Source organism: Sphingopyxis sp. BSNA05 (assembly GCF_013265645.1).
Taxonomy (GTDB): Bacteria; Pseudomonadota; Alphaproteobacteria; order Sphingomonadales; family Sphingomonadaceae; genus Parasphingorhabdus.
Genome location: NZ_PYIA01000120.1, coordinates 44058 through 60842, shown reverse-complemented (window position 1 = coordinate 60842; position 16785 = coordinate 44058). Strand labels below are relative to the sequence as shown.

The window sequence follows — 16785 nt, the reverse complement described above, 5'->3', positions numbered from 1 at the left end:
ATTTGGTGAAATCATGCTGCGGTTGAAACGCCGGGGCACGAACGGTTTTTCCAGTCACCTTCGTTCGAGGCAACATTCGGCGGCGGCGAGGCCAATGTGGCCGTCGCGCTGAGCAACTATGGCTTGTCATCGGGCTTTGTTTCGGCGCTCCCGGACAATGATGTCGGTGCTTCGGCGATTGGCGAGCTCAAGCGTTTTGGCGTGGATACCTCCAACATCCGGCGCTCCGGCGACCGGGTTGGAGTCTATTTCCTTGAAACCGGAGCCAACCAGCGGCCCTCCAAGGTTATCTACGACCGGGCCCATTCGTCGATCAGCGAGTGCAAGATCGGCGATTTCGACTGGGCGAGCATTTTCGATGATGCGAAATGGCTGCACATCACCGGTATCACGCCCGCGCTGACGCAGGATTCGGCTGATCTCAGCATCGAATGCGTGAAGGCGGCAAAACAGGCAGGCGTGACGGTGTCCTGCGATTTCAATTTCCGCGGCAAACTCTGGAAATATGGCAAAAGCGCGCCTGAAGTGATGAGCGAACTGGTCAAATATGTCGATGTCGGCATTGCCAATGAAGAGGATTGCCAGAAATCGCTCGGCATCAGCGTCGACGTGGATGTGGAAACCGGGGAGCTCGATACAAAGAAATATGAAGCGCTTTCGGACAAGGTGCTGGAACTATATCCCGACATGTCGACCATCGCGATCACGCTCAGGGAAAGCCACAGCGCCGACCGCAACGGCTGGTCCGCCTGCCTGCGTGACCGGGAGCAGGGTTTCAAATTGTCGCGCCACTATGAACTGACCGATATCGTGGACCGGGTCGGCGGCGGCGACAGCTTTGCTTCGGCTTTGATCTATGGCCTCAACGCCTATGACGACAAACAGCATTCGCTCGAGTTCGCGGTGGCGGCAAGTTGCCTGAAACATTCCATTCTCGGTGATTTCAACCGGGTCACGGTGCCGGAAGTCGAGAAGCTCATGTCCGGCGATGGATCTGGCCGCGTGCAGAGATAAGCGCCAGATGTTGCTCAGCACACTCAATGTGACGGTTGGCAGAAGAGCAGCGCAGGGTGGCCGCCACACCATCCGCGTCGCCAACGACAACCCGTCCCGCGAGCAGATATTGTTCGAGAAATGCGTGCAGAGAGAATTGGGCGGGACAGGCGTCGATGGTGGCAAGTCGATATGCCGGGATCAAGGCAAAGCAGATCCTCTATCCTAACGGCCGGCTGAGCAATTGATTTCTTCTGCGCCGGATAGCGGATCAGCTGTGCTGCAGAAAATCTGATGGATGGACCGTCACCGCTGCGGAGCCGACCGCAGCGCTTCCGCTATGGCCCGGTGCATTTTTTCGGTCTCAAGCGGTCGTCATAGGGATGACCCCGCAAGGCCAGGCCGTCGGCGCGCCTTTTATAGGCCGGATAGCCCGGCCGGTTCATATAGCTGACACCATCGGCCAGTGACCAAGTTATGATTTGCTTCACATTGGCAAAATCGAGCGTGAGATCGAGATAGCCTCTGGTGAAGGCGGCGGTTTCGGCATCGCGTCGCCCGGGATCCGGATCGTCTATGTTGCGGTCGCTGCAATCGAGTTCGGTCAGGATGATATCCAGACCCATAGCCTCTATTTCCTGCAGAAAAAGCCGCCAGCCAGTCTCGTCCCTTGGCCTGCCTAGTGTATTGCCGAGGTGGCTCTGGATACCCAGCGCATCGACCGGAACGTTACGCGCCAACAATCGTTCCAGCAGTCGCAACAGCGCATCGCGATGCAAAGATGAGGCTTCCCAACTGATCGTGTCATTGTAAACCAGCTGTGCCCTTGGTGCTTTTCTTTTCATGATTCTGAAAGCCAGGTCGATGAAGCGTTCCCCCATCAGCCGGTTCAACGCAGAATGGCGGATCTTTCCGTTGCGTGGATTGATAGCCTCGTTCACGACATCCCAGGATGTGATATCAGGATATGTCCGGCCAAGATAAGCCGCGTGCCGCCACATGTGTCTGGTCAATGGTCGCGACCGACCGCGGCGCAATCCATCGGTCATTTCGACGAGCCATGCCGGCATGCGTTCGTCATGGTTCCATATGAAGCAATGGCCGCGCGTATCCAGGTCCCGATGCCGCGCGAATTCCGCCAGAGCCTTTGCCGGCAGGTCCTCACGAATGTTCCGGTCGGGTTCCAGATATTTCCATTTCAGGCTGTTCTCGGTAGTTATGGTATCGCATTCGCGAGCAATGAGGCCGGCGAATTTGTCGTGGTCCAGCCACCGTGCCGATACCGCGCTGCCGAAGGAAAGACCGCGGCTCGCAGCGATAGCAGCCAGCGAGCCATCCGGTCGGGGTGCCGCCAGAAGCGGACACGGGCTACCGAGGGCGAATCCCGCACCGACGGCGCCGCGCATAATATCCCTTCGTGTGAAAAACGGCTCCATTGGTGAGGTATCTCGACGCATGCCCAAGGTTAAGCTGATCCGGTCGCGAGAAGTCAACTGCAATTGATTCTCAAGAAATTGTAGGAAGTTTACAGTGGCTTAGCCGGCCGATTGTTGAATTATTTTATTCTGACACTGCAATCAGCAAATGTAAACAAGTCTAACAGAATGTAATTTGCCCTTGTTGGACCGCACGGAAATCTGCAGTTCAACCGTGCGCAGAGAGTTGTTGCGCTCCAGTAGTAACTGGCCGGGATGCTAGCCCGATTGAACAATAATATTTGAAGAATAGGGCCTTATCTTATGAACGGCAAAAAATACTTGTGCTTGGCGGAGACGGATTCTGCGGTTGGCCAACCGCATTGCATCTGTCCTCCTTGGGTCATGATGTCACCATCGTGGATAACCTGTCGCGTCGACGTATCGATCTTGAACTTGGCATCCGCAGCCTCACCCCGATCGAACCGATCGACGTCCGGGTCGAGACATGGCAGGAAGTCTCCGGCAACCGGATCGACTATGCCGTTATCGATATTGCCAAGGAATATCAGGAATTTTGTGATTTTCTCGCGGAACTGCGGCCGGATACTATTGTCCATTTTGCCGAGCAACGCGCTGCACCTTATTCGATGCGCGGAGCCAAGGAAAAACGCTATACCGTAGACAATAATCTTTCGGCGACCCACAATGTTCTGGTGGCATTAAATGATCTGGGACTTGAAACCCATCTGGTGCACCTTGGTACCATGGGTGTATATGGTTATTCCGGTGCGGGTTTCGAATTGCCCGAAGGCTATCTGCCGGTTGAAGTCACCGATGATCAGGGCCAGCGTCACAAGCGCGATATCCTGTATCCGACAAATCCGGGCAGCGTCTATCATCTGACCAAATCGCTCGATCAGCTGTTGTTCCAATTTTATGCCAATAACGACAAGATGCGCATCACCGACCTGCATCAGGGCATTGTCTGGGGTACCCAGACCGACCAGACCCGTCGCCACCCGGCGCTGGTCAACCGGTTTGACTATGATGGTGAATATGGCACGGTGCTGAACCGCTTTCTGGTGGAATCCGCAGTCGGCCATCCCCTGACGGTCCATGGTACGGGCGGCCAGACGCGCGCGTCATCAATATTCAGGATACGGTTCGCTGTGTCGAACTGGCGGTCAATAATCCGCCGGCAGCCGGCAGCCCGGTCAAGATCCTCAACCAGGTTGCTGAAACCTTGCGGGTCGAGGAACTGGCGCAACTGGTTTCGTCGATCACCGGCGCTGAAATTGCCTATGTTCCGAACCCGCGCAAGGAAGCGGAAGAAAATGACCTGAACGTCAGCAACCGGCATTTGCGCGCTCTGGGCCTCGACCCGATTTTGCTCGCGGCAGGTCTGCTCGACGATACGATAGAAATATCGTCGCGCTACAAAGACCGGATCAATCTCGACAAAATTCCTGCCCGTACGGCGTGGAATGAAGACCGGTCGCAGGCGCTGGGCGTGGAGGCCGAAGAAAGCGAATATGAGTCGCCGATTGAGCAGCAAAGCCAGCAAGCCGCATAACGATCAAATGAAAAGAAGAATGTAATGAGACTCATAGGCGTAGGATTGCTGGCGTTTGTACTTGCGGGAGTTCTTGTCCTGTTGGGGCAGGGCGGTGCCTTCAAATCAGGCTGGACCAAGCTCAGCGGTGGCGAACAGCAGCAATTTTCCGACTATGAAGGCGCGGCGGGTCTGGGTTCTGATATCAGTGGGACCAGCGTGTTCACGACGGGACAGGACTCTGACACGCCGCTCATTCTCAGCGGACTTCCATCCTATACCGGGCTGGTCTTTCATTTGCCGAACGATGCCCGACCGGTCAGCGGCCGGTATGAACTGGTATATTCCAGCCGTGTCACCGAAGGCGTCGAAGGCGTTCTGCGCGTCTCGATCAACGGGGTCAAACGCGCTGATATTCTTTTGAACCAGAGCAAGGGCCAGCAGAAAGCCGAGATCGAGTTGACTGCAAGCGAGCTGTCGAGTGGTACGCTCGACGTCGGGTTGAGCTTGCAGGGCCGTGGGGAGATCGCCCAATGCTCTCCCAATGATTCCATCGCCGCCGTGGTCGAGATAAAGCCACAAAGCGGATTGCGTCTGGAACTCGCCAAGCCGGTTGAAACGACGAGCGACCGTCTCGCCCTTTGGGGTGGCCGGGTTCCGGTTTCATGGAATGCACGCAACAGCAATGAAGAGGCGCTGATATCGTTGGTGCACGGTGCCCGGCTGGTGCAGAAGGGCTATTTGCTTCACTTCGGTCCCAATGGTCTTGATAGCGTCGCTCTGACAAAACTTTCCGGCGAAGCAAAGCCCTATAGCGATGTCTTTATCCAGCCCGCCTATCCCATCCCGTTCACCGGCAAAAATATCAATCGCGGCATGCGCAAATTCGACCGGCAGACCAGCTGGCGCTATCATTATAGTGTCACCGATCTGCCCAACCAGATATTGCCATCGGCTCTGGATATGCGTCTCGTTGTAGGGCCGACGGGCAATGATACGAGCTATGACCTTACCGTCGCTCTCAACGATCATTTGCTCTTCTCGCGGCGTCTGTCATCCCAGACGGAACGCGTCAGCCAATCGATACCGCTTCCGGCCGGTCTGCATCAGGCTGATAACAAGGTGGAAATATTGCTGGCCTCCGGCGACAGCAATCCTAACCGATGCGGAACCGATACGCAGTCAATTGCCGAGCTGCTGCCCGACACCGTGTTGACAGGGGGAGGGCAGCGCGCGTCGGACAGTCTTTCTCTGCTGCGGGCGAAACTATCGGCTGTCGATACGGTCGCTCTGCTTGGCAAGATAGAAACTGCAGTCGACGCCCAGGCCGCCGCCCAATTGCTGGGGCAACTGGACCCGCGTGGCCTGTCCTTCGTTACCGGTAGCACAGCAGCGAAAATCCGCGTTGTCAGCGGCGACATTGTTGCTGCAATCGCAAAAGAAGGTGTGCAGCCCAGTGACTGGATCGTCTACAAATCACCGGATCGCAATGGCGGGGTCGTCGCTCGGCCGGTCGGCGAAATCGTGACGCTTTCCAGTTCGGCTGTGGCATTGCTCGTGTCAATATCCGGAGATGGCGGAGCATCCGGTCCGGCGGGAAATGATGGTTGACCACCCCGCTGACCAGTGATTCCCGGCGAGAGGCACAATATGGATCGGTCGACAGCCGCCCGCGCGGGCTGGCTGCGTCGGTATCGCCGCTGCGCGTGCCGGCAATGCTGCTCACATTTTGCCTGCTGGCATTGCTCCAGCTGTGGGCCTTCGGCACAGGCGAATTCGACTGGCTCTTTCCCCAGCGGGATTATATTTTCGCGCCCTATGCCGGGCAGCATTCCATCGCCATCCGCACCTACATCGTCTCCTTCTATATCGCTTTCGCCTGTTTCGGCAGCGGATCAGCGATTGCGCGGCTATTGTTCGCCTTCGACCTGGTGCTGCGTTTTCTCCTGATCTGCTGCTTGCTCGACCTGCTGAACACGATTTTCCTGTCGCTTGTCGGCGATCCCTATGCGCTGGCGGTTGTCCAGATCATCGCCGGTTTGATCGGCTTCGGCCTGTTCTCGCTGATGCTGCTGGAACGCGGGTCGATGCCGGAAAAAGTGGACATGGATATCGGCGAGCAGAAAAATCTCCGACCGGTCTTGCGTCTTGCATCCACCGCGGTGATTGCGGCCTCCCTTTCAGGCTTTGTCGGCTATTCCGACTTTGCCGTGGTGGAAGGATTGCGGGACATCACCTTGCTGGGCGGGATCGGGCCCGGAGTTCTGCTGTTTCTGCCACTGCTGTTTCTTCAGCTCTACCTGATCAGCCTGATCGAGCGGCGGCTGGACGCCAAAGATGATTTCCGCGCCCCGGTCAGCATCATAGTGCCAGCCTTCAACGAACGCTATATCATCGCAGAGACCATCCGCCACATCGACAAGGCGGCCCAGCATTATGGCGAAACCGTCGAGCTCATCATTCTCGACAATGGCTCGACCGATGATACGGAAACGATAGCGCGGCAGGCGATGGACGAAGCGACCGCTTTGCAGGGACGGATCATACACGTTGCGCAGAGCGGCAAAGCCCATGCTCTCAATCGCGGGATCATGGAGGCCAGCCACCCGATCACCATCCGTATCGATGCTGACACGCTGATCGCGCCGGACAATATCACTCTCGCCGTACAGAATTTCTCCGACGAGGAAATCGGTGTGGTCGGTGGCATACCCTTGCCACCGGGCGGCGCGATGTTCGATCGCGCCCGGCTGGTAGAAGTGCTGGTGAAGCACGGCTATTATTCACCGGCGCTCAGCGCGCTGTGGGGCCTTGTCGGCGTGCCGGGCATGTTCGCGGTCTATCGAACGGGGCCGCTGAAAAGCGTCGGCGAGTTCGCGTCGGGCATGAACGGTGAAGATACCGACATGTCGCTTCGGATCGGCGAAATGGGCTATCGGGCGATTGTCGACCACCGGGTGCGCTATGTTTCGGAAGTTCCGACAAGTTTTGCTCATCTGCGCGAGCAGCGACTGCGCTGGTTCCGGTCCGTCTATCATGTTTCCTCGCGCTGCCAGGATATTATTACATCGTCATCGATGACGATCCGCGGGAAGCTCGTCCTGCCCTATATGCTGCTGAATTCTGCCCGGCGGGCGATGATGGTGCCGATTTTGCTATTCGGTATCTTCCAGTTTTCACCGATACAGACCCGACCAGTCCGTTGGTCTGGCAGGCCATTGCTGCCGTGCTGATCGGCGCTCCGATGCTGGTGGCCGTGGCCGCAATCCTGATCAACGGCAGGCCCGCTGCGCTTCTGGGGCTGCCGGAATATATCCTGTTCCGGGCCATGCGCGCCTGGTTCACGCTCGAATCCGTTCTGACCATTCCGATCAACCGGAGAGCCAAGTCTTTCCGGCAACCTTCTCTCTCGACGCAAAGTGACGCAAGCCCATGAAAAGATCATTGCAGATTATCACATACGCCATCGCAGCCTCTGCCAGCAGTGCAGCCATCGCAAAAGACGACGGTTTTTTGTCACCGCAGAAGTGGCGGCCGGGCAGGACGTTGTGCCGGCCGATATCATCGAAAACGGGATCGACCAGGATCGCATCGCCGGTGCCATCGAGAGTGACGTCCGGCTGGGCTATGATCTGGGCCCGTTGCTGCTGGATTTTGGCGCAGACATCGCTCTCTATCCTGAAGACAGCCGGTTTAATCGCTATGCATTCGGACCAGGAATTCGCGCCGACTTCCCGCTGGACGAAAACGAGGCTACCAAATTGCGCCTCGGCGCCGAATATCAATATGTTCTGGGCGAAGACGGGCGGGTGTTCGACCGTCCGCGGGCAGAGGCGCAACTGATCCATCGTCACTCGAAGGAACATGTGACCACGGCGCGCCTGCGCTTTGGTTTCCGCAACCAGTCCGAGGACCGCTTCACCGGATTTGATCAATCCGAATGGTTGGCCGAATTGCGCCACAACTGGCGTCCGGAGGGCGGCCCGACGTCCGTCAACCTCTCGCTGCTCGGATTGAAACATGACGCAGATGACAATCGCTTCAGCTATACCGGTTATGGTTTCCGCCTTGTCGGTAGCACGCCGGTGGCGGAAAAACTGACCGGACTCGTCCGCATTTCTGTCGTGCAGCGCGATTACGAGGATGATTTCTCTCAACTATATCCGGTAAACCGGTCCGACACCCATATACGCGCAACCGCCGGTCTGGACTATCAGGCATGGGACCGGGTCTCAATATTTGCCGAAGCCGGATATGTCAGCAATGCTTCGAATATTCCGGTGCGCGATTTTGACGGATTTGTCGGCCGCCTCGGGCTGCGCTTCACGTTCGAAGACTGATGGCCGATTGTGCGGGCGGCGACTTGAGGATATCCTCCGCAACCACCCGATGCAGGCAGTCGCTCCCGTAGCTCTGCGTTCCGCAACATGCTCCAGTCCGGTGACAATCGCCCCCTGGCAGAGCCGGCCTGCCGGGAATGTCCAGGTCGGTCGATCTTGCCGTCTCCGTTTGCCAATCGCTTTTTCCAATGGCATGACAGGCTATGCGGTTACGACAGATTGAAATATTTTATCACGTCTATCGAGAGGGTTCGATCAGCAGCGCAGCGCGCGAATTGCATGTGTCGCAGCCTTCGGTAAGCAAGGTGCTCCGATATGCGGAAGATCAGCTTGGATTTGCCCTGTTCAGACGGGAAAAGGGCCGGTTGTTTGCGACGCCCGCCGCCGATGAACTGTTCGTGGAAATCGAGGACATCTACAACCGGATCAGCGCATTCGACCGGACCACCCGGAATATCAGAAAGCGTAAAGGCGGGCATATCCGCTTTGGAGTTCTGCCCTCGCTCAGTCTCGATCTGTTGCCCGAGTGCATAGCGGCCATGCGCCTGGCTGACCCGGAGATGAGCTTTGAAGTAACGACCCTGCATTCCAGCGAAATGAATCTGTCGTTGCTGGAAAAACGGTGCGATATCTGTATCGGCTTCGGCAATGAAGCCGACGAGCGGCTCGCCAGTCAACAGCTTGGCGATGCAGAATTGCTGCTGGTTGCACCCTCCGGTTATGAGGGCATTCCTGAAGGGAAGGTAGACCTCGGCTTTCTGCATCAGGCCGATTTCATTGGTCTGCAGGATAGTGGCCCGGCGGGCGTTCTATTATCCAAATCCATGGCTGAGCGCGAAATCCTCCCGCATGAAGTCGTTACAGCGCATACCTACCACATCGCTCTGTCGCTGGTCGGCAAGGGCGTCGGCATATCTGTCGTCGATCAGTATACAGCGGCCAGTTCCTGGGTGGATGACCTGACCAAGCATCATTTTGTCGACCCGCTGGTTCTTCCGGTGTGCGCAGTGAGCCACAAGGATAGCCAGCAGCCCGAACTCATAGAAAGCTGCCTCTCTGCGCTTTCCGAAGTTATCGAAAAGATGTCTTCCACCGGAAATTGAAAGACTTACAGCTGAAATCCCGGATTACGGTGATGACCAAGGCATAGCCTTGGTCTATAACTTTGGCCCCAAAATGTCGGGTCCCCGGCGTTGCCAATGCGGTTGCGTTTATGCGACAACATGCCGGGGCAACTGGAAAAATCAGTAATCCACCGACAAGTAAAAAACGGCCGGGGTCGCCGAAACAGGGAGGCAGAAATGTCACAATCAAGAACACGAATCTGTGCGTTAATGTGCACAACAGCTTTATTCGCGACAGGGACGGGCACCGCATTCGCGCAAGAAATTGCGGCGCAGGATGCGGCGGCACAGGATGTTGCAATCGATGAAAATGTGATCGTAGTCACCGGCTCGCAGATCAAGGGCGCGAAAATCGATGATATCCTACCGGTAACGGTGCTTGATGAAGTGGCAATCGAAGCCACGGGTGCGGATTCGGGCGATGATCTTTTCCGGGCCATACCGCAAGCCGGTACGGTCGAGTTCAACGATCAGAGCAGCCAGTCGAACAGTCCGAACGCTGCGCGCGGCGACATTGCGTCGATCAATTTGCGCGGACTGGGCACGGGCAACACACTGCTTCTGATCAACGGTCGCCGGATGGTCCTCAATCCCGGTTTCCAGACCGAATTGTTCGTTCCAGTCGTATCGTCGGACACGAACGAAATCGCACCCGGTGCCGTCCGCCGCATCGAAGTCCTGCGGGACGGTGCCTCCGCGCTCTACGGCGCTGACGCCGTTGCCGGTGTGGTGAACACGATCCTGAAAGACAATCTGGACGGCGGGTTCCTGCGCGCGAACTATGCCGCGTCCATGGGGACGAGCCTTTACAATTCGAGCATTCGTGGCGGCTATGGCTTCGATTTCAACGAAGGCCGCAGCAACCTGACGCTTTACGGCTATTATTATCATGAAAATGGCGCGCGACTTCGATGCGCGACTATTCTGCGAGCAGCGATCTCCGTCCGTTCGTCGAAGGTACGGAATTCGAGGGCGACGCCAATTTCCACAACAGGACCTCGGATACCCCTTGGGCGACATTCGACATTCAGGGATCGGGTGCGACTTCCAGCAATATCTGGGCCATACGCGATGACGATTTTCACATCCAGCCATGCAGCTTCCTGACGGCAGGCGACACACGATCTGTCGAACTTGGCAACGGCCTTTGCGCAGATAACGGATCCAGCGTGGATTCCGATCTCCGATATGATTCAAACACGGACCGGAGCCTCTATTCCGAGAAAGACCGCTACAATATCTCCGCGCTCTTCAACCACGAACTGAGCGATGCCGTTGAATTTTACGCCGAAGGGTCGTTCTATCGATCGAAGTCGACGCGCGTTCGTGAACAAAGTGGCCCACTGTCAGCCGTGCCGCTGGGCGTTCTGTCATCGGCCTATTATAATCCTCTGGGCGCCACGACATTGCTCGACGGGTCTCCCAACCCGAACCGGCTTGACGGACTTGGGTCCGGAGTGAGCGATTCCGGTCGCGATCTGTTGCTGGAAAATTATCGTGTAATCGACGCGGGGCCGCGCAGCATCACGGTGTCAAAAAACACCTATCGTGTGGTCGCAGGCCTGAAAGGTGACTTGTGGGGCTGGGATTTCGATACCGGCTTTCTCTATTCGCAGGCCAATACCACCGATCTGGCCCGCAACCGGATATCCAGCAGCCTGTTGCAGGATGCGATCAACCGCAATGACGCGACCGCATATAATCCGTTCAACGGGGGCTGTCTCGACAATGTAAATGTCGGCGATTGTACCCCGAGCAATGCCCAGGTTCTGGAAGATATTTCCATTGACGTGTTCCGCAAGGGCGAGACGACATTGGCGCTCGCCGATTTCAAGGTCTCCAGACCCGATATCTTCACCCTGCCAGCGGGTGATGTCGGCCTGGCTGGCGGGATAGAATTCCGCCGGGAGACTTTTCTGGATGATCGCGATCCCAGACTGGACGGAACGATAACCTTTACCAATGCCGTCAATGGCGCAACCAACGGCAGCGACGTGGTGGGCAGCAGCCCGACGCCGGATACCAGCGGTAACCGCGAAGTATATTCGGCCTTTGTCGAAACATTCGTGCCCCTGATATCGGAGGACATGGAAATTCCGCTGGTCCATTCGTTGAACCTGCAGCTGGCCGGCCGTTTTGAAAGCTTCTCGGATACCAGCAGCACGTTCGTTCCCCGGGCCGCCGCTGCGTGGACGCCCTTTTCAGGTGTGATCCTGCGCGGTGCATGGTCGCGAGGATTCCGGGCTCCGAACCTGATCCAGGTCAATGATACCGGCACGACCCGTTCGAACTCCGAACGGCCGGCAGTGGAATGTGTTGCCGAGCTTATCAAGGGCATCGAAACGGATGCTGGAGATTGCGGCACCCGATCGGTTGTCGACTATCGGACCGGCGACGATCTTGAGCCGGAGAAGAGCCAGAGTATCAATTTTGGTGTCGTCGTTTCCCCAGCTTTCATTCCCGGGCTAACGCTGACGGCTGACTATTGGCGCGTCAAACAAACCGGCATAGTCGGCATTTTTGGTGCCCAGAACGCCCTGTACCTGGATCTGGTCGAGCGTCTGCAAGGCCGGAGCAATCCGAATGTCGTGCGCGCTGATCCAGATGCTGATCAGCTCGACCTGTACGCCGGAACCGGCATTCTGCCGGCCGGTGATATTATCGAGATCTTGAACCCGTATCGCAATCTGGATTCCAGGGTCAGCAAAGGCTTTGATTTCGGCGTATTCTATACCGTGCCGGACTTCGGCCTCGGCAAATTCAAGCTCACCCTGAACGCCGCGCGACTGAAGAGTATTTACCAGACGCCTGGCGCGGACGGCCTGCCGCTGCTTACCGAACTGCCCGATCTGCTGGCGGCGATTCCGGAGGTTTCGGCTGGCAGTATCGCAACCTTGCGGCCGGAAGGCTTTGGCGAGCAGCTCGAACTGGATGGTCGGCCGAAATGGCGGCTCAGCGGATCGCTGAACTGGCGGTCGGGTCCGGTCTCGGTCAACCTGTTTGGCCGTTATGTTGGCAAGATATTCGATGTCGGTGCCGTTCAGGATGATACCGGTGCTTTCTACCGGGTCGATGACTGGTTCACCATGAATGCCTCGATCAGCTACACGATCAACAATGATACTGCGCTGGATGGAACGCGGCTAAAATTCGGGTTCAACAACATCTTTGATGAGGAACCGCCGCTGTCTGATGAATTGTTCGGTTTCGACGGTGCATTGCACAGCGCCAGGGGCCGTCAGTTCCGCTTCGAGATCCAGAAGAAGTTCTGATCAATGTATAAAGTAGCTGAAATGATGCCGGGTCGCATTTTCCGTTTCGATCTGAAAATGATTTCGATCGGGATGGTGGCATTTGTTTTGGCCGCTTTTCTGCCGGCTCCCGCGCATGCCGCGGGGGCCGACAACAAAATCCGGTGTGAAACGGACAATGTTGCGCTGGACACGGCTTTCCCTTCCGGCAACGTTGCGTCTTGCAGGCCTTCGGGATCGAAACGAATCGAGGTCACACTGGCACCCGAGGACAAGCCGCCGATCAACTGTAGTGCCTGGTACGCATTTCGTCTGACGCCCCGCAAGCCCGGCAAGATTACCCTGATGCTGAATTATGAAGCCTGCGGACATCGCTACTGGCCCAAGATCAGTACGGACGGGGTTAACTGGGACTATCTGCCTAAGAAATTTGTAAAGGTCGAAGAGGTAGACGGACTGAAGCGGGCGCGGGTTACCGTAAAGCTCGACAATGTTCCGCTATTTGTTTCCGCCCAGGAAATTTTGCCACCGTCGGTGTACAATGCCTGGCTTGGCCAGACGGCGAAATCACCGGCGGCCGAAAGCTGGTTGCTCGGCAAATCCGCGGAAGGGCGGGATATTCCCGCGCTTACAATTCGCAAAAGGAGACGCAGCCGCTCGAGCAGGTCGTTCTGATCGGTCGGCAGCACCCTCCCGAGGTGACCGGCGCGCTGGCGATTTTGCCCTTCGTCGAAACGCTGCTGGCGGATACGCCGCTGGCAAAACGCTACCGGGAACGATTCGAGACAATCGTCGTGCCGATGCTCAATCCCGATGGCGTCGTGCGCGGCTATTGGCGCCACAGTACCGGTCATGTCGATCTGAACCGGGACTGGGGGCCGTTCACGCAGCCGGAAACGCGACTGATGAAAGACCTGCTGGACGGTATTGAAGAGGAGCCGAACAAGAACCTTCGCCTGTTTGTCGATTTTCATTCCACCAGATATGATATTTTCTACACCATCCCCGACGATTATCAGACGACGCCGCCGCTGTTCCTGAAAAACTGGCTGGATTTGCTGCAACAGCGGATGCCGGGCTATGAGATCAACCGGGACGCTGGCCATAATCTGGGTCAGTCCAATTCGAAAAATTATGTCCACAAGAGATATGGGGTTCCCACCATGACCTATGAAATGGGTGATGAAACGGATCGTCGGCTTGTCCGAAAAATTGCCGTTGCGGCAGCGACCTCGATGATGGAAACGCTGCTGGAAACCGAAACGCCCCGATGAAAGGGCGCGAAAGCTTTGCGCTTCTGGTCGCTGGTCTCGCGCCTTTGCTGCTCTCGGCCTGTCAGACAACATTCAAGCCGCCGCAACGGATTGCAGCCGACTATCTGATCGAAGATGGCCTGGTTTATGATGGCAGCGGCACCGCGCCCCGGATCGCCGATATCGCGGTCAGATCGGACCGGATCGTCTTCATCGGCGACGCGACTGACGATCAGTTCGCCGATGCCAAAAGAATCGACGCTTCAGGCCTGATCGTGGCTCCCGGTTTATCGACCCGCACACCCATGCCGACAACCAGCTGGCTTCGGCCGATCCCGAGCAACGCCAGAACAAGGCCTTCGCCTTTCAGGGGGTCACGACCGTGCTGACCGGTAATGACGGCTATGGCAGCAGCGAAATAGCGAAGATGGCAACCGGTGCGCGACAGCAGGGCATCGGGACGAATGTCGCCTATCTCGCCGGCTTCGGCTATATCCGCAGAAGCGTGATCGGCGATGATGATCGTGCGCCGTCGGAAGCCGAACTCTCACGGATGAAGGATATGATGACCCGGGCGATGTGCGAGGGCGCATTCGGCCTGTCCGCCGGGCTATATTATACCCCGCAAAATTTCGCCAGAACCGCGGAAGTCGTTGAAATGGCCAAAATTGCCGGTCGCAAGGGCGGCTATTATGACAGCCATTTGCGCGATGAAAGCAGCTATAATATCGGTCTGATCGGCGCGGTGAGCGAAGCGATTGACATCGGTGCGCAATCCGGCGCGGCCGTGCATATTTCCCATATCAAGGCGCTGGGACCGGCTGTCTGGGGACAGAGCGGCCGGATAATCTCTCTGGTCAATACGGCACGAGAAAAGGGCCAAAGCATAACCGCCGACCAATATCCCTGGGCCGCTTCGGGTACGCGGATAAGCAACGCGCTCGTTCCGCGATGGGCGCTGGATGGAGGTCTGGCCGGTTTGCGCGAGCGGCTGGAAAATGCGGCGATGCTGGACCGGATCAGGAGCGAAATGGCGGGGAATCTGGTACGGCGCGGCGGAGCGGAAAAACTGCTCATCACCGGTGGACTGGGCGAAGCTGCAATCGAAATCGGCCAGACGCTGGCCGAGCTTGCCGCCCGAAGCGGGAGCAATCCGCTGGATGTCGCGATCGATATCCTGAAGACCGGTGATGCGCGTGTCGCCTCCTTCAACATGCATGCGGATGATATCAGAGCCTTTGCCCGGCAAGACTGGGTCGTGACAGGGTCGGACGGCAGTACGGGACATCCGCGCAAATATGCGAGTTTTCCCAAGGCCTATCGGGACCTTGTGGTGGACGGGAAATCAATGTCCCTCTCCCGGTTCATTCGTCGGAGCAGCGGGCAGACGGCCGACATTGTGGGTCTGACAGATCGCGGCTATCTGAAGGTCGGGATGGCGGCAGATCTTGTAATCTTTGATTCGGAATCATTCGCACCGAGGGCGACATATGAACAACCGCGCTTGCTATCGACTGGCGTGCGGCATCTGTTTGTCAACGGCCAGCCCGTGATATCCGGCGGACAATCGACCGGAGCATTGCCCGGAAGACCCCTGCTTAAGGAAACCCAATGCTGAAATTCTGGTTCAAAATTCCCTTGTGGCAACGGGTCGTCGGGGCGCTTGTGCTGGGCATAGCCGCGGGATTGTTCTGGGGGCCGGGAGCTGAAAGCATCAAGTGGATCGGCGATCTGTTCATCCGCGCAATCAAGATGCTGATCGTTCCCCTGATTTTCTTCTCGCTGGTGTCCGGTATCGCGGCATTGGGGGATTTGAAGAAACTCGGCAATGTCGGCGGCAAGGCCTTGCTGCTTTTCGTTACCACGGCGATCATTTCGGTTTCGCTCGGCCTCACCATGGGGTCGATATTCCAGCCCGGTATAGGCTGGACATAAGCCTGCCGACCGGCGTTGAAATCCCGCAACCGGCCGCGACATCGCCAACGGACATGATCCTGGCACTGATCCCGGAGAACCCGGTTATGTCGATGGCGGAGGGACAAATATTGCCGCTCATCATCTTTGCCATGCTGTTCGGCATCGCCTTGCTGATGGCCGGCAAGGACGCCGCTCCGATCATTCGTGGCGTCGATGCCGGATCCGTCGTCATGCAGAAGATGACCATGCTGGTGATGGAACTGACACCCTTTGGCGTGTTTGCGCTGATGGCCTGGGTCGCCGGGACCTTTGGTTTCGAGGCCCTGCTGCCGCTCGCGAAAATGGTGGCGCTCAACTATGCTGGCTGTTTCATCATCATTTGGTGGTCTATCCGGTGATCTTGAAGACCATCGCCAAGCTTCCCGTCATCGATTTCTTTCGCGGTATCGTTGATGCACAGGCGGTTGCCTTTTCCACCGCATCGTCGAACGCAGCTTTGCCGGTCACCTTGCGCTGTGTGCAGCGCAATCTTGGCGTGTCGAAAAGCGTTGCCAGCTTCACCGTGGCTTTGGGCGCGACGATCAACATGAACGGAACCGCCATGTATCTGGGCTTGGTGGCATTGTTCGGCGCGCAGATATACGGGATCGACCTGACCTGGACATCCTATCTGCTCATCGGCCTGACCGCGACACTGGGATCCGTCGGCGCTGCCGGCATACCGGGTTCCGGGCTGGTGATGATGAGTCTGGTGCTCAGCTCGATCGGCGTGCCGCTTGAAACCATCGCCTTTGTCGCCGGTATCAATCACATCATGGACATGATGCGCACGATGACCAATGTTACGGGTGATGCGACAGTGGCCGTTGCGGTTGGCCGGATGGCGGGCGAGATCGACGTCGAGGAATATATTTCCGCTGACGATGTCTAGCCTCGC

At 57.2% G+C, this 16785-nt stretch carries 17 protein-coding genes and 1 pseudogene; 17 read left to right on the top strand and 1 reads right to left on the bottom strand.

Annotation, left to right across the window (positions count from 1 at the left end; genetic code table 11):
• Positions 1 to 96: 96 nt before the first annotated feature.
• Together C8024_RS14615 and C8024_RS14610 are read left to right on the top strand one after the other, a co-directional pair.
• Positions 97 to 1014, top strand: a complete 918-nt coding sequence (locus tag C8024_RS14615) for a PfkB family carbohydrate kinase (protein ID WP_367947364.1) — start codon at positions 97 to 99, stop codon at positions 1012 to 1014.
• Between the two features lie 7 nt (positions 1015 to 1021).
• Positions 1022 to 1222: a hypothetical protein gene (locus C8024_RS14610; protein ID WP_217272230.1), complete on the top strand. Its 201-nt coding sequence runs from the start codon at positions 1022 to 1024 to the stop codon at positions 1220 to 1222.
• Between the two features lie 109 nt (positions 1223 to 1331).
• Here C8024_RS14610 and C8024_RS14605 read toward each other — a convergent pair whose 3' ends face one another.
• Positions 1332 to 2399: an endo-1,4-beta-xylanase gene (locus C8024_RS14605; protein WP_254305958.1), complete on the bottom strand. Its 1068-nt coding sequence runs from the start codon at positions 2397 to 2399 to the stop codon at positions 1332 to 1334.
• 353 nt (positions 2400 to 2752) lie between these two features.
• On the opposite strand from C8024_RS14605, the gene C8024_RS14600 reads away from it, so the two are divergent.
• The 15 genes and pseudogenes from C8024_RS14600 to C8024_RS23595 all read left to right on the top strand — a co-directional run bounded on the left by C8024_RS14600 (position 2753) and on the right by C8024_RS23595 (position 16779).
• Positions 2753 to 3754, top strand: a complete 1002-nt coding sequence (locus C8024_RS14600; protein ID WP_367947363.1) for an NAD-dependent epimerase/dehydratase family protein — start codon at positions 2753 to 2755, stop codon at positions 3752 to 3754.
• Positions 3655 to 3984 (top strand): hypothetical protein, encoded by a 330-nt coding sequence (locus tag C8024_RS21990; protein ID WP_254305957.1) that lies wholly within the window; start codon positions 3655 to 3657, stop codon positions 3982 to 3984. The genes C8024_RS14600 and C8024_RS21990 overlap by 100 nt, the downstream gene beginning before the upstream one ends.
• A 24-nt stretch (positions 3985 to 4008) precedes the next feature.
• Complete coding sequence (locus C8024_RS14595) at positions 4009 to 5574, top strand: hypothetical protein (RefSeq protein WP_173206508.1); 1566 nt, start codon at positions 4009 to 4011, stop codon at positions 5572 to 5574.
• Positions 5571 to 7196 carry a glycosyltransferase family 2 protein gene (locus C8024_RS14590; RefSeq protein WP_173206505.1) on the top strand — a complete coding sequence of 542 codons (1626 nt, stop codon included), beginning with the start codon at positions 5571 to 5573 and terminating at the stop codon, positions 7194 to 7196. The genes C8024_RS14595 and C8024_RS14590 overlap by 4 nt, the downstream gene beginning before the upstream one ends.
• A complete protein-coding gene (locus C8024_RS14585; protein ID WP_173206502.1) occupies positions 7190 to 7399 on the top strand; it encodes a hypothetical protein in 210 nt (69 codons plus the stop codon). The genes C8024_RS14590 and C8024_RS14585 overlap by 7 nt, the downstream gene beginning before the upstream one ends.
• Positions 7383 to 8303 carry a DUF2860 family protein gene (locus C8024_RS23600; RefSeq protein ID WP_173206500.1) on the top strand — a complete coding sequence of 307 codons (921 nt, stop codon included), beginning with the start codon at positions 7383 to 7385 and terminating at the stop codon, positions 8301 to 8303. The genes C8024_RS14585 and C8024_RS23600 overlap by 17 nt, the downstream gene beginning before the upstream one ends.
• Before the next feature lie 203 nt (positions 8304 to 8506).
• On the top strand, positions 8507 to 9406 hold the full coding sequence (locus tag C8024_RS14575; protein ID WP_173206497.1) for a LysR family transcriptional regulator: 900 nt from the start codon (positions 8507 to 8509) through the stop codon (positions 9404 to 9406).
• Positions 9407 to 9637: 231 nt separating this feature from the next.
• Positions 9638 to 10534 (top strand): TonB-dependent siderophore receptor, encoded by an 897-nt coding sequence (locus C8024_RS14570; protein WP_217272229.1) that lies wholly within the window; start codon positions 9638 to 9640, stop codon positions 10532 to 10534.
• 62 nt (positions 10535 to 10596) lie between these two features.
• Entirely contained in the window at positions 10597 to 12699 is a 2103-nt protein-coding gene (locus C8024_RS14565) for a TonB-dependent receptor (RefSeq protein WP_173206491.1), read from the top strand.
• A gap of 3 nt (positions 12700 to 12702) precedes the next feature.
• The gene (locus C8024_RS14560) at positions 12703 to 13353 is read left to right on the top strand and encodes a M14-type cytosolic carboxypeptidase (RefSeq protein WP_173206488.1); all 651 of its coding nucleotides are present in this window, start codon (positions 12703 to 12705) and stop codon (positions 13351 to 13353) included.
• Positions 13245 to 13952 carry a M14 family metallopeptidase gene (locus C8024_RS14555; RefSeq protein WP_367947367.1) on the top strand — a complete coding sequence of 236 codons (708 nt, stop codon included), beginning with the start codon at positions 13245 to 13247 and terminating at the stop codon, positions 13950 to 13952. The genes C8024_RS14560 and C8024_RS14555 overlap by 109 nt, the downstream gene beginning before the upstream one ends.
• Positions 13949 to 14320, top strand: coding sequence for a hypothetical protein (locus C8024_RS21980; RefSeq protein WP_254305956.1), 372 nt, complete (start codon positions 13949 to 13951; stop codon positions 14318 to 14320). Before C8024_RS14555 ends, C8024_RS21980 begins: the two co-directional genes overlap by 4 nt.
• Positions 14314 to 15549: an amidohydrolase family protein gene (locus C8024_RS14550; protein ID WP_367947362.1), complete on the top strand. Its 1236-nt coding sequence runs from the start codon at positions 14314 to 14316 to the stop codon at positions 15547 to 15549. The genes C8024_RS21980 and C8024_RS14550 overlap by 7 nt, the downstream gene beginning before the upstream one ends.
• Positions 15543 to 15866 (top strand): dicarboxylate/amino acid:cation symporter, encoded by a 324-nt coding sequence (locus C8024_RS21975; protein WP_254305955.1) that lies wholly within the window; start codon positions 15543 to 15545, stop codon positions 15864 to 15866. The genes C8024_RS14550 and C8024_RS21975 overlap by 7 nt, the downstream gene beginning before the upstream one ends.
• Positions 15867 to 15919: 53 nt before the next feature.
• Positions 15920 to 16779 (top strand): annotated as a pseudogene (locus tag C8024_RS23595) (dicarboxylate/amino acid:cation symporter).
• Positions 16780 to 16785: the final 6 nt, after the last annotated feature.